This is a genomic window from Sphingobium sp. WR1 (assembly GCF_059693745.1).
Genome location: NZ_JCATID010000037.1, coordinates 1 through 12,360, shown reverse-complemented (window position 1 = coordinate 12,360; position 12,360 = coordinate 1). Strand labels below are relative to the sequence as shown.

General features: G+C 61.9%; 11 protein-coding genes and 1 pseudogene. 7 read left to right on the top strand and 5 right to left on the bottom strand.

Features of this window, described 5'->3' with window-relative positions; all coding sequences use genetic code 11:
* Positions 1–7 precede the first annotated feature (7 nt).
* From AC58EF_RS25805 to AC58EF_RS25780, 6 genes are all read left to right on the top strand, one after another.
* Positions 8–1,603 carry a GMC family oxidoreductase gene (locus AC58EF_RS25805; protein ID WP_497279311.1) on the top strand — a complete coding sequence of 532 codons (1,596 nt, stop codon included), beginning with the start codon at positions 8–10 and terminating at the stop codon, positions 1,601–1,603.
* A gap of 4 nt (positions 1,604–1,607) precedes the next feature.
* Entirely contained in the window at positions 1,608–2,273 is a 666-nt protein-coding gene (locus AC58EF_RS25800) for a TetR/AcrR family transcriptional regulator (protein ID WP_497279310.1), read from the top strand.
* A 55-nt stretch (positions 2,274–2,328) separates the two neighbouring features.
* Positions 2,329–3,570: a cytochrome P450 gene (locus AC58EF_RS25795; RefSeq protein ID WP_497279309.1), complete on the top strand. Its 1,242-nt coding sequence runs from the start codon at positions 2,329–2,331 to the stop codon at positions 3,568–3,570.
* 19 nt (positions 3,571–3,589) lie between these two features.
* The gene (locus AC58EF_RS25790; protein ID WP_497279308.1) at positions 3,590–3,907 is read left to right on the top strand and encodes a 2Fe-2S iron-sulfur cluster-binding protein; all 318 of its coding nucleotides are present in this window, start codon (positions 3,590–3,592) and stop codon (positions 3,905–3,907) included.
* A gap of 17 nt (positions 3,908–3,924) precedes the next feature.
* A complete protein-coding gene (locus AC58EF_RS25785; protein WP_497279307.1) occupies positions 3,925–5,139 on the top strand; it encodes a cytochrome P450 in 1,215 nt (404 codons plus the stop codon).
* Between the two features lie 69 nt (positions 5,140–5,208).
* A complete protein-coding gene (locus AC58EF_RS25780) occupies positions 5,209–5,742 on the top strand; it encodes a MarR family winged helix-turn-helix transcriptional regulator (protein WP_497279306.1) in 534 nt (177 codons plus the stop codon).
* A gap of 8 nt (positions 5,743–5,750) precedes the next feature.
* On the opposite strand, the gene AC58EF_RS25775 is transcribed toward AC58EF_RS25780, so the two are convergent.
* Positions 5,751–7,019: a hypothetical protein gene (locus tag AC58EF_RS25775; RefSeq protein WP_497279305.1), complete on the bottom strand. Its 1,269-nt coding sequence runs from the start codon at positions 7,017–7,019 to the stop codon at positions 5,751–5,753.
* A 386-nt stretch (positions 7,020–7,405) separates the two neighbouring features.
* On the opposite strand from AC58EF_RS25775, the gene AC58EF_RS25770 reads away from it, so the two are divergent.
* Positions 7,406–8,329, top strand: coding sequence for an NmrA family NAD(P)-binding protein (locus AC58EF_RS25770; protein ID WP_497279304.1), 924 nt, complete (start codon positions 7,406–7,408; stop codon positions 8,327–8,329).
* A 308-nt stretch (positions 8,330–8,637) separates the two neighbouring features.
* Here the strand turns inward: AC58EF_RS25770 and AC58EF_RS25765 are convergent, their stop codons facing one another.
* The 4 genes and pseudogenes from AC58EF_RS25765 to AC58EF_RS25750 all read right to left on the bottom strand — a co-directional run.
* Positions 8,638–9,789: a PepSY-associated TM helix domain-containing protein gene (locus AC58EF_RS25765; RefSeq protein ID WP_497279303.1), complete on the bottom strand. Its 1,152-nt coding sequence runs from the start codon at positions 9,787–9,789 to the stop codon at positions 8,638–8,640.
* 4 nt (positions 9,790–9,793) lie between these two features.
* Positions 9,794–11,797, bottom strand: a complete 2,004-nt coding sequence (locus tag AC58EF_RS25760; protein WP_497279302.1) for a TonB-dependent receptor — start codon at positions 11,795–11,797, stop codon at positions 9,794–9,796.
* A 156-nt stretch (positions 11,798–11,953) separates the two neighbouring features.
* Positions 11,954–12,145, bottom strand: a complete 192-nt coding sequence (locus AC58EF_RS25755) for a hypothetical protein (protein ID WP_497279301.1) — start codon at positions 12,143–12,145, stop codon at positions 11,954–11,956.
* A pseudogene (locus AC58EF_RS25750) lies at positions 12,142–12,360 on the bottom strand (hypothetical protein); the annotation flags it as partial. The pseudogene AC58EF_RS25750 and the gene AC58EF_RS25755, both read right to left, overlap by 4 nt.

The following is a 12,360-nucleotide window of genomic DNA, read 5'->3' as shown; positions in this document are numbered from 1 at the left end:
TCAAAACATGATTTGGGATTATATCATCGTCGGCGGCGGTTCGGCCGGTTGCGTGCTGGCCGACCGGCTGTCGCAAAACCCCGCCAACACAGTGCTGCTGCTCGAAGCGGGGCCGAAGGACAGCAATCCCTTCATCCACATGCCGCGCGGGGCAGCCAAGCTCTACACCGATCCGCGCCATATCTGGTATTTTCAGACCGAGGCGCATGGTAATGTGCCCGCCGAAACCTGGATCAGGGGCAAGATGCTGGGTGGCTCCTCCTCCGTCAACGGCATGATGTATTTTCGCGGTCAGCCGGAAGATTACGACCATTGGGAAGAACTCGGCGCCAAGGGCTGGGGCTGGAACAGGATGGGGCCGGCTTTCCGCGCCATGGAGGCGCATGAACTGGGCGGCGATGAGGTGCGCGGCGGCGACGGCCCGCTGCCGATCTCCATCGAACCGGATCGCGATCCCCTGTCGGAGGCGTTCATTGCCGCAGGTGAGCAGATGGGCGTTCCGCGCGTCACCGACCTCAACCATAGCGGCCGCGACGGCGTGGGTTATACCACCCGCACCATCTGGAAGGGCAAGCGCCAGAGCGCGGCGCAGACCTTCCTGAAACGAGCGCGCGGACGCCCCAATCTGCGCATCATGACAGGGGCGCTGGTCGACAGGCTGCTGTTCGACGGCCGGCGCGCCACGGGGGTCCGCGCCATCGTCAATGGCATGGCGCAGGATTTTGCCAGCGGGCGCGAGACTATTCTGTCGGCCGGCGCGCTGATGTCGCCGCAGATCCTGCAACGATCAGGCGTCGGTCCGGCAGCGCTGCTGAAGGACCTCGGCATTCCCGTGATTGCGGACAGTCCGGGCGTGGGCGAGCATATGCTCGAACATCGGCTGCTTTCGATGGTCTTCGACCTCACCGGACCCTTTGGCCATAACAGGGAGTTGCAGGGCCTGCGCCTCGTCGGCAATGTCCTGCGCTATTATCTGAACGGCACCGGGCCGATGGCGGCAGGCTATGGCAATGTCGGCGCCTTCGCCACGGTGCTGCCGGAATCGCGGACGCCGGACATCGAGATCCTGCTCTCGCCCGCCGTCGCCGCCCCCGACGCCAAGGGCAATATGGCGGTCGACAAGGCACCCAGCATCACCCTGTTCGGCTATCCGCTGCGGTCGCGCAGCGAAGGCTCGATTCGCATCACTTCCGCCGATCCGACTGCCCCGGCGAATATCCGCGCCGGCTATTTGACCGACCCTTATGACTGCGCCGTCACGGTCGCGATGCACCGTTATCTCCGTAAATGGATGGCGCAGCCCGCGCTTGCACCGCTGATCGCCGGCGAGCGCGAGCCCACGCGTTCGCTCCAGACCGACGAGGAAATCCTGACCGCCTTCCGCCGGATCGGCCAGGCCGGCTATCATGCCTGCGGCACCTGCCGCATGGGCGATTTCGCCGACGCCGTGCTTGACGAGAAATTGCGGGTCAAGGGCGTCGATGGATTGCGCGTGATGGACGGATCGATCATGCCGACGATGGTGTCTGCCAACACCAACGGTCCCATCATGGCATCCGCCTGGAATGCGGCCGAGATCATATTGGAGGGTCGGAACCATTAGCAGCATGTCGCAAACCGAAACAGCAACGACAAGCGAAGATCAGCCGAGGGTCAAGCGGCGTCGGCGCACGCGCGAGGACGTAACCCAGCGCCTATGTGATGCCGCGCGGCAGTTGTTCGCCGAGCGCGGCTATGGGTCAACCACCACGCGCGAGATCGCCCGTCTCGCCGATGTCAGCGAAACCCTGCTGTTCCGCTATTATGGCGACAAGGCCACGTTGTTCAACGAAGTCGTGATCGCGCCCTTCCAGCACTTGATGGACGATTTCGTCACCCTTCATCCTGACCCCACCGCCAATTTCGCACGCGAAGCCGAAACGCGGCGTTTCACGCGCCAGGTGTTCGAACTGTTCGAGAATAATGAAGCAATGTTCCGCGCTCTGCTGGCTGGCCCGTCCATATCCAACGTAGAGGACAACGCGCCCGGACTGCGCGGTCTGACGCCCTTCTTCAAACAGTCGGTCGATCAGGTGCAGCAACGCTATGGATCGGCCGGGATCGATCCGCCCTTCGACCTTGAGATTGGCGTGCGTCTCGGCTTCGGCATGATCGCGGCCAGCGTCGTGCTGCGCGACTCGCTGTTTCCCGACGAGAAACCTGACCGCGAAGCCGTCATCAATGTGCTGGAACAGTTGGTCGCCCATTCGCTGATGGGACCGCCGCTCGATTGACAGCAGCTCTGCCTCTTTCTATGTAGTGTTTACTTCATAGTAGAGGTATCCAGCCATGGACCGCGCCGTCAAGATTCAGGAATATGACGATCCGAGCTATGATCCGTTCAGCTCGGACGAAATCAATTTCGGGGACACGCTCGATCCCTATCCCGCCATCGCGCAGTGGCGCGCCCAGGCGCCGGTGCATGAGGGCGATTACAGGCCGAAAATGGGCCTTCAGTCGGCCATGTACCCGGACCGCAAGATGTTCACGGTCGTCGGAACGGACGAAATATTGGAAGTGCTGACCGACACCGACCGCTTTTCCAACGCGGCCTATAAATTCAACCTGGGCAAAACCTTCGGCCAGGGCAGCATCAGCACCATGGACAACCCGGAACATGGGCGCTGGCGCAAAATCTTCCAGAAGATTTTCCTGCCGCAATATGTGAAGACATGGGGCGAATCCATCGTCGATCCGGTCGTCCACAGGCTGATGGACAAGTTCATGCCGTTGGGCAAAGCCGATCTGATAGAAGAATTCACGATCCGCTATCCATTCGAAGTCATTTATGAACAGCTCGACCTGCCGCAGGCCGATGTGCGGACCTTCCAGCGACTGGCCATCGGCCAGACGGATTATGTGAACACTGGAAGGGCGATCGAGGCGGGCCGCAAGCTGGGCGAATATTTCATCGCGCTGGTGGAGGAACGCCGTCGCAACCCCGGCGACGATCTGGTCAGTCTGCTCGCCAACACCGAAGTCGACGGGGACTATCTGCCTGAGGTCGTGCTGATCTCCTTTCTGCGCCAGCTCATGAACGCGGCCGGAGACACCACATATCGGGGCACCAGCATCCTGCTCACCGCATTGCTCCGCAACCCCCACCAGTTCGACGCCATCCGCGCCGACCGCAAGCTCATTCCCCAGGCCATCGAGGAAGCGCTGCGCTGGGACGGGCCAGTCGCGGTCCAGTTGCGCATGGCGAAGCAGGATGTGCTGCTGGGCAGCCTCAAAATTCCCGCCGGCTCCCTGCTGGATGTGGTGGCGGGCGCCGCCAATCGCGATCCGGCGATCTTCCCGGACCCCGACACGTTCGACATATTCCGCGACCGAAAAGCGCATTTCTCCTTCTCGCGCGGGCCGCATATCTGCGTCGGCCAGCATCTGGCCCGTGTCGAGATGACCCGTGCGCTCCACGCGATATTGGACAATCTGCCCAATCTTCGTTTCGATCCCGATCGCCCGCTGCCCGAAATCCGCGGATCGATGATGCGCGTCCCCAAACATCTCTACGTCCGCTTCGGCGACTGATTTTCCGAAGGTTCACGCCATGCCCACTATCATCATTGCCACACGTGACGGCAAAGAACATGCGATCACGGCCGACGAAGGCCTCTCGCTGATGGAGACCATCCGCGATGCCGGCCTGGACGAGCTGCTTGCCCTTTGTGGTGGTTGCTGTTCCTGCGCAACTTGTCATGTGAAGGTCGATCCGGCCTTCATGGCGTCGCTAACGCCGATGAGCGAAGATGAAAGTGACCTGCTCGACAGTTCCGATCATCGCGACGACCATTCGCGATTGTCCTGCCAGCTATCCATTACATCCGCGATGGAAGGATTGCGCGTCACGATCGCGCCCGAAGACTGATAGAGGAGACAGAAAGGATGGTGACAATCGCAGAGAATGTGCAGCGCCCTGCGCATGTTCCGGCCGAACTGGTCCGGGACTTCAATCTGTACGATATCCCCGGCTCGGCCGAGGATGTGCAGGCTGCCTATGCCGCCATCCAGCAATCCAGTCCCGACATTTTCTGGACGCCGCATAATGGCGGCCATTGGGTGGCGACGCGCGGCGATGACATCATCGCCATGCAGCGCGACTATCAGCATTTCTCCCACAAGCATATCGTGCTGCCCCCCATGCCCGAGGGAACGCCGCGCCAGATCCCGCTGGAGATGGACCCGCCCGAACATGCGCGTTACCGTCGGCCGCTGATGCAGGCCCTGATGCCTGCCATCGTCGCGGAACTGGAATCGACGGTGCGCGACGTCGCGATCAAGGCGATCGAGCGCGTCCTGCCGCAAGGCGAATGCGAATTTATCGAGGATTTCGCGAAGATCCTGCCCATCCACGTCTTCATGGAGCTGGTCGATCTTCCCATTGCCGACAAGGCGATCCTGCTCCCGCTGGCGGAGGATTCGGTGCGCGGCAGCACCGCCGAAATCCGGCTGGATGCCCACCGCGCCATGGGTGCCTATCTGCTCGACAAGGTGCGGGCGCGGCGCGAAAATCCGGGCGAGGATCTGCTCAGCAAGCTGGTCAATGTCGAGGTGGGCGACGGTCGCATTTCGGAAGCCGAAGCGGTCGATTATGCGACGCTGGTGCTGTTCGGCGGACTGGATACCGTCGCGGGCATGATCGGCTTCATCGCGCGTTTTCTTGCACTCAATCCCGGTCATCGCCAGCAACTGGTCGCGCGGCTGGATGACGAGGTGTTTCTGAAGCAGGCCATGGAGGAACTGATCCGGCGCCATGGACTGGCCAATACGGCTCGGGTGATCACCCAGGATTTCGATTATAAGAGCGTCCGCTTCCGCGCCGGCGACCGCATTCTGCCCGCCAACCTCTGGGTCGGGATGGACGATCGCCTTAACGAAAATCCGCTGATCGTCGACTTCAATCGCGAAAAACCCGTGCACGCCGCTTTCGGCAACGGCGCCCATGCCTGTCCGGGCGCGGTTCTTGCCCGGCGGGAAATCCGGATCTTCCTGCAGGAATGGCTGAGCCGCATTCCCGATTTCCACATAAAGCCCGGCGCCGCGCCCGTGCTAGCGACAGGCATGGTCAATGGCGTGCTGCGGCTGGATCTCATCTGGTAATTGCCGCCTGTGACAAAGAGACTGGGACAGGTTAGGCGCGATCGGTCCCAGTCCCTGCGGAGAGGAAACATGCCGCGCAAGCCGGTGGATCAGTTGAATGTCGGGCGCCGCTTCTACGCGCGGCAAATGCCCGGCCTGGATGTCGAACATTTCGGGCCGCTATGGCATTTCTTCACCGTCGGCCATCTGGTCTCGACCGATCTCGACACGATCGCGCGCAAGCTGGGCTATAGTTTTGCCGATCTTGACTTTCTCGGCACATTGGCGATCGACGAACGCACCGCCCTGCGCGCGACCGATCTCGCCTCCAGTCTCTATGTGTCGAACGCCGTCATTTCCAGCCGCATCGCGCGTCTGGAGAAGGACGGCCTGATGGAGCGGCATCGCAACCCCGATGATCGGCGCGCGTTCGATCTTGTCCTGACCCAGCAGGGCCGCGCCCTGATCGAGCAGGCGATCGTGGAGATCGCCGGCCAGTCGAAGCTCGTCCGCTTCTTCCGCCAGCTCAGTCGGGAGGACCAACAGGCGCTGGCCCGTATCCTGGGCGATCTCCACCAGCGCTTTGACCGGGAATATGCCGGCGGCGCCTATACCGACGACTGATCGGGCGCTCAACCCACCGCAAAACGGCGATCATAGGCTGCCTGCCGCCGGGCGATCTGGCGCCGCCTTTCCTCCGGCGTCACGCGCGTCACACCCGCAGGCAGCGCGGCGTCCCGGTCAGACAAGGCAATTTTGCGGCTCTCGATCATCGGCTGGTCCGCATCCGGATCGGGAAAGCCCTGCCAGCGGTGCAGCACCAGCACATCATGCAGCCCACCTGTGTCCAGCCAGTTATGCACCCCCGGATCGACCATGGCGATCACATAGGTGAAGCGGCCGTCTTCATCCGACGCCATCTGGGCGTTGGTGAGGCTCATCTGATGATCGCGATTGGGCAGGCTGCGCAGCCAGAGATCGTGCAGCACGATATCCCGGTAGGTGGCCCCCGCCGCATTGGCGGTGATAATGACCGCCTCGTCATCGGCCAGGGTGAAATGGCCGAGGCTGCCCTGCTGCGTCACCAGCCCGCCCACGGAGCCGGCCCCCTCCGGCTGCGTCATCATCTGTGGGCCATTGAAGAATAGCCGCTGCGCATAATGGGCATAGAAAATATCGGAAAGGATGTTACGGATCGCCCGCGGCGCCAGTTCATCCTCGCCGAGCGGCTCCCCGGTGGGCGGATCGAGCCGTCGCACCCGCAGTGCGTCGGGCGCCTGCTTTTCCCAATCCCCCATCGAATCACGGATGAAGAGATAAAGCGTTCCTTCCGGTATGGTCAGGTGATTGCGCCGCCCGTCCGCGGGGGAGCCATCGAGCGTGAGGCAATAGCTGCCGTCCGCTGCCACATCCATGTCGAGCTGTTCCAGCGAGGCCAGCGTGGCCGATGTCGTGCTGTTCCCGACAAGCTGGAAAGTAACATAGGTCGACGGCTCAACCTGCCGTTGCCCCGTCACTTCATAGCGTCCGCCTGCCGCGATGGGGATGATCCGATAGCAGTTGTCGGGATTGTCGCCGCCCCATTTCGCGCCCGGCACCTTGTGCCCGAACCATTCCGTCCCTTCGCTGTAGACACGCAGCACACGTGGATAATCGGCGTCGCTATTCGCCGCGACCATGGTGCATTTGAAACAATAGTCAGAGACATGATCATCGAACAGCGCCATCTGGTCGGGCGGCATCAAACGGTCGGCAACCCGGCGCCACATGATTGCCGCCTTCTCCCGCGCGGCTCGGACGTCGGCGCGTTCGAACAGGCGGATGGCGAGCCGTTCCAGGTCGCGTTGATCCACATTGGCGACCGGGTTGATAGAAGACAGGAAATAAGGCTCCTCAGCCATCCGCATTCTCCTCCTCGGCATGGACCGCTCGCCAAATTCCTCGATCCCATTTTTGATTAAGAGAACGATCGTTCTTGCAATTTGGAAATATCGGCCAAATTATCGTCAATTACACTATATATAATTTACTTGGATTACAAGATCGCTCCCAAGCGGCGTGGACCACATGCAAAGGGGAGTAGTGGACATTTTCGTATAGACACCCGAGGGACGCTGCACGACCGGCACCGATGGCGGATGACTGGTGGCGATGCCCCTCCCCTTCTCCTTGAAGCACAGCAGGAACAGGGACGATCCGTCGATATCCCATTTCAAGAATGTGATGAGCGCATCGTCATGGCTATGACTATTCGCTCTCCTTGATCACAACAAGATCAGAGGAAGACATGGCCCACACTCGCATTCTTGTTACCGGCGGCACCGGTGCCCAGGGGGGCGCCGTCATCGATGCCCTTCTTGCCCGGCATGTGCCGGTCCGCGCATTGGTGCGCGACCTCGCCTCAGACGCCGCCATCGCGCTTGCCGCTCGCGGCGTGGAACTTGCCAAAGGTGATTTCGACGATGTGCCCAGCCTGACGGTCGCGATGGCGGACGTTGGGGCCGTCTTTTCGATGCAGAACCCGCCGCGTCCGCCTGATCTCGAATCGGAATTGCGGGCCGGTCGCCACCTCATCGAAGCGGCGCTGACCGCCGGTGTCGGGACGTTCGTTCACACCTCCGTCGCGCGGGCCGGCGACCAGCGGGATTTCAGCGGCTGGGCGGAAGGACGTTGGTGGAACGAATATTGGGATTCGAAGTCGGGCGTGAATGACATGGTGCGCGCGGCTGGCTTTCCGCATTGGGTGATATTGAAGCCAGCCTATATGATGGCCAACTATGTGCCGCCCAAGGCGCGCTGGATGCATCCGACACTGGAAATAAGGGGCGAGATAATGACCGCCCTGCATCCCGAGACACGGCTGGATCTTATCGATGCCGCCGATGTGGGCCAATTCGCCGCCGAGGCGTTCCTCGATCCTGCCCGTTTCCATGGGAAGGATATCGATCTCGCCGCGGAGGCGCTGACGATGGGAGAGATAGCGGAAACGATCGCAAAGGCGGCAGGCAAGCCGGTGACGGTCGTTCATGCGGCGACCGAGGAAGGGATAAAGCACGGCTATTCGCCTGGGCTGATGCAGAGTGAGCAATGGTGCAATGTGGAAGGCTATAAGGTCGACCTGGCGCAGGCGCGCTCTCATGGCATCGCCCTGGCCAGCTTCGCTGAATTTGCGCGTCGCCATGCCCGCGCATTCATGATTGGCGGCGGCTGATGCCTGGCGCCGGGACCAAGGCACATCAGATTTGTGATGGCACGGATTCCGGTCCGTCTTTCTTGGGACGACACAATGATGCGATTGCGGCAGGCGAAAATCCTCTCACCGATCCGAACGACCTATCCGGGATCGACGCAGCCAGAAGAAACCGATGACGACGAGCGGAAACGCAACAAGCGCGTCCCAGAGGAGATCAAGCGGACCATCCCCGAGCAACGCCGCGACTAATCCCGCAAGACTAATTCCAGCAAGAAGCAAGGGTCCGCGAAATAGCCGTGTGCCCTGCCCATTCTCCCTTGGAGCCATCAGACACCCTCCCCACGCGGCGTGATGCCCCCTGCGGCGATCTCCTCGACCCGTCGTTCGACGGGCCCTGCCCGACGGCCAAGCCAGAGATAGACGCCGCTGCCGAGGATCAGGATCGCCATGATATCGAGCAGCGCCCAGACTATCTTGAGCGCAATCCCGCCATAGTCGCCGAAATGTAGCGGCCGCGACAGGAAGAGCGCACGAATATGAACAGGCATGTCGCGCGTGTCGACGAGCTTGCCCGTTTCGGCATCGACCAGCGATGGCTTGAGCAGGCGCGCAGTTACCGGCGTCGCCCCCTTCAGGAATATGTTGTAGTGGCGTGGCGTCCCGAAGAAACTTCCCGGCCAGGCGATGGTCTGAGGGATCATTCCGGGAGATCCCGTTTCCGCCGCCGCAACCGCCGCGTCGAGCGAACCAAGGTGGCGGAGCGGCGGAGCGTTGCGATAGGGCGCCATCATCTCGGCAAGCTGACCCTGCTTCCACTGCTGCGCGAGCGGTTGGTCAAGCGTGTTGAACACGCCCGTTGTCCCCACCACGAGCAGCCAGGCCACGATCGCGATGCCAAGGAAATTATGGAGGTCGAGCCATTTTATCCGCCTGCTGCGGTCCGCGCGGATCCTCCCAAAATCAAGCTTGCGCATGAACGGCGCGTACAGGACGATCCCCGACACGATCGCGGCAAGGAACAACAGCCCCATGGCGCCAAGAAACAGCGTCCCCGGCAATCCTGCGAACAGTTCGGTATGCGCCTCTTCCATGATGTGGACGAAATTGCCCTCGACCGGCGGCGGTAGGAAGGCACCGCTGCGCAGATCGACCGGCTGGTTGTGCACTGCATCCGGCGGTGTCGTGACGCTCGCCGCAGTGCCGACCGTTACAATCGGCAGATCCTTGTCGAAAAAGGCATATTGCGCGACCTCCCCGGGCCGCGCAGCGAGCACCTTGGCGACGATCGCGTCGAGCCCCGGCGCCCGCGTGCCGGGCGCGACGACCCCGAGCGCGGGACGCTGGCCCAACATATCTTCGATTTCGTCATGGAAGATCAGCGGCAAGCCGGTGACGCACAGCATCAGCAGGAACAGCGTGCAGATAAGGCTGGTCCATTTGTGGATCAGATACCAGGTCTTGATCGCGCGCCGCTCCATCGGATCAGAAGCCCAGTTCGATGCCTGCGGTGACGCGGCGCGAGCGTGTGACGGTTGCCAGATCGGTCGCGAACGACCCGGCCGGGAAAATCATCATCGGATCGGTCGTGTCGAACAGGTTGGTCGCGGCGACGAAGACGCGCGCGGGACCGAGCCGATAGCCGATCTGCGCGTTCGCCAGCATATAGGGATCGACCTTGCCGCGCGCATTGTTGAACACGTCCGAATAATAGCTGTCCGAATAACGCATGTCGAAAGAGACATCGAGCCCCGCGACCGGTGTCGCGGCGACGCCGGCGTTGAAGGAAAAGGCCGGAGCGCGCGGCAGCTCGTTGCCCGACACGGTCGGGTCGCTGTAACGGTTGATCTTCGTCTTCAGCAGCCCCGCCGACCCGAACAGTTCAAGGCCGGGCAACGCCTTGAAACGCAACGAGGCTTCGGCGCCATAGGTGGTCGCTTTTTCGGCATTGCGGATGACAAGCGCCTGCGCCGCGGGATTATTGGCGACATCGAACGGCAGCTGAAGGCCGTCATAGTCGTTGAAGAAGATATTGCCGCTGAACTGCAGCCTGCCGTCCGCCAGCGAACCGCGCACGAATGCTTCGTAGTTCCAGACCATTTCCTTGTCATAGACAAAACTCGGGAACGGCGGATTGAAGGCGAAGCCGGCGCCGCCCGCATTATAGCCGCGTCCGACCGTCGCCCCGACGGTCAGGCCGGGACTGGCGTGGAAGGTCAGCGTCGCGCGCGGCAGAAAGGCGTCGAAGCTCTTGTGAAAGTCGATCGGTATCGGCCCTGCGCGTCCGGTCCGGTCGCGTTCCTCCTGCTCGTAGCGCGCACCGAGCGTCAGGCCGATGCGCTTCGCCGGCCGCCATGTGAGTTCGCCAAAGGCGGCCTTGGTTTCGGTGCGGTCGTCGAAGGCGCCGCCGCCGAACAGGTCGATCGTCTCATGCTGCTTTCCGTGGAACAGATAGCCCGCAATAAAGCCCGACAGCGGATTGTCCGCCTGACCGAACCGGATGCGCGGTTCGGCGGTATATTCCTTGCCGTCGATCTGCGCGATGCCGTTGCCGGCATTGACGTAGCGGTTCACGCGAAAATCGGTCGCGGTCAGGAATGCCGACAGGCCGATATCGTCTGTCACCTGCCAGCTTGTGTCCGAAATGCCGACCGTGGCCCGCGTGCGAAAGCGCGGCGTGCGATTGGTGTTGATCACCTCATTGGCAAAGGGCCGGCGCACGGACAGCGTCTGCGGCGCATAGCCGTCGCTGTAGCTGACCGTCCACAGGCTGCGAAAATCGGGTGCGCCTTCGGGCTGAATGAGCAATTTTCCGCGGAAGTTCATCGCCTTCATCCGCTCGGGATGCCGGAGTTCGGCATAGGGGATGAGGTCGATGAAACTTTCTTCGCGGCGATAGTCGGCCGCGACGCGGAACGCGACTGACTTGCCGAGCAGCGGCCCGCCGATGGCGCCGGATGCCTGCCACGTCTTGTCCTCGCCGATCAGACCGCGCGCCTTGCCACTCCATTCGAAGGTCGGATCGGCGGTCTTGATCGCGATCACGCCGCCGATCGCATTACGCCCTTGCAGCGTCGACTGCGGTCCACGATAGACCTCGATTTGTTGCATGTCCCACACGCCGGCATCGAGATATATCGCTTCATTGAAGGTGAGCGTGCGTCCGTCGATCTGGAAATTGAGGCGCGGACGGGTCCCGGCGAAAAAAGCGTTGGCGGCGGTCGCCGGCCCCGCACCGTCGATTCCCCGGATAGCGGGTGCGCCGTTCGACTGGCGCGTCGCGACGACGTTCGGAATACGCTCGATCAGGTCATAGGTGCTGAGCACGCCCGGCAGCCGGTCGGCCTGTTCGCCGGTGATCACCGCGACGCTGGTCGCGGTGTCATTGAGCGACCGGTTTGTGCGCTCGGCGGTGACGATGATGTCGTTATCCGATCCCGTTTCACTGTTTTCCGCGGCAGCCGGGACGGCGAAGAGCAATGCGCTCATGATGCCCAGGGCCGATCCCGAGTTGAAATATGACAATGAACGCCCCCCTAAGACTCGGGAGCAACCTAAGGATACTGAAATTCAATCGCAACTGTTGAATGATGAATTAAGGTTTTTGGGCGAAACAGGGGGGAAGCAAGCCGGGCTACACCAGTCTCACTCCATATCGACACGATGCGCGATGCGCTTGGCCAAATTCACCCTGATCGGCAAACCGGCATCGATCCGCCGCCATGTGTTGTAGCTGATCCCGAACCGTTCCTGCAGCTTCTCGTCTGTGCGACCGGGGCAATTGGCGCGCATATAGTCGACGATATGGCCGGGAAGGCAGGTCATGCGCTGGGTCAATGAACCTCTCCCTGTTTCGACGAAAATCGAACATCGTCGTCGACCATATCGGCGGCGAGTTCCAGCCCGGCGCGGCCGTGCGCGGGCGTGCGCGAGGGCGCCTTGGGATGGGGCACGTCGATCGGCTCCTCGACCTCCAACATGCCTTCCCATTTGGTGATGACGGAGGTGGCGATGGCGTTGCCGAGCACATTGGTCGCGGTGCGGCCCATGTC

Excerpts from the sequence above, each read along its gene's own strand:
- AC58EF_RS25780 (WP_497279306.1), top strand. The coding sequence starts at position 5,209 with ATGCCGCGCAAGCCGGTGGATCAGTTGAATGTCGGGCGCCGCTTCTAC.
- AC58EF_RS25765 (WP_497279303.1), bottom strand. The coding sequence starts at position 9,789 with ATGGAGCGGCGCGCGATCAAGACCTGGTATCTGATCCACAAATGGACC.
- AC58EF_RS25795 (WP_497279309.1), top strand. The coding sequence starts at position 2,329 with ATGGACCGCGCCGTCAAGATTCAGGAATATGACGATCCGAGCTATGAT.
- AC58EF_RS25790 (WP_497279308.1), top strand. The coding sequence starts at position 3,590 with ATGCCCACTATCATCATTGCCACACGTGACGGCAAAGAACATGCGATC.
- AC58EF_RS25785 (WP_497279307.1), top strand. The coding sequence starts at position 3,925 with ATGGTGACAATCGCAGAGAATGTGCAGCGCCCTGCGCATGTTCCGGCC.
- AC58EF_RS25805 (WP_497279311.1), top strand. The coding sequence starts at position 8 with ATGATTTGGGATTATATCATCGTCGGCGGCGGTTCGGCCGGTTGCGTG.
- AC58EF_RS25800 (WP_497279310.1), top strand. The coding sequence starts at position 1,608 with ATGTCGCAAACCGAAACAGCAACGACAAGCGAAGATCAGCCGAGGGTC.
- AC58EF_RS25775 (WP_497279305.1), bottom strand. The coding sequence starts at position 7,019 with ATGGCTGAGGAGCCTTATTTCCTGTCTTCTATCAACCCGGTCGCCAAT.
- AC58EF_RS25770 (WP_497279304.1), top strand. The coding sequence starts at position 7,406 with ATGGCCCACACTCGCATTCTTGTTACCGGCGGCACCGGTGCCCAGGGG.
- AC58EF_RS25760 (WP_497279302.1), bottom strand. The coding sequence starts at position 11,797 with ATGAGCGCATTGCTCTTCGCCGTCCCGGCTGCCGCGGAAAACAGTGAA.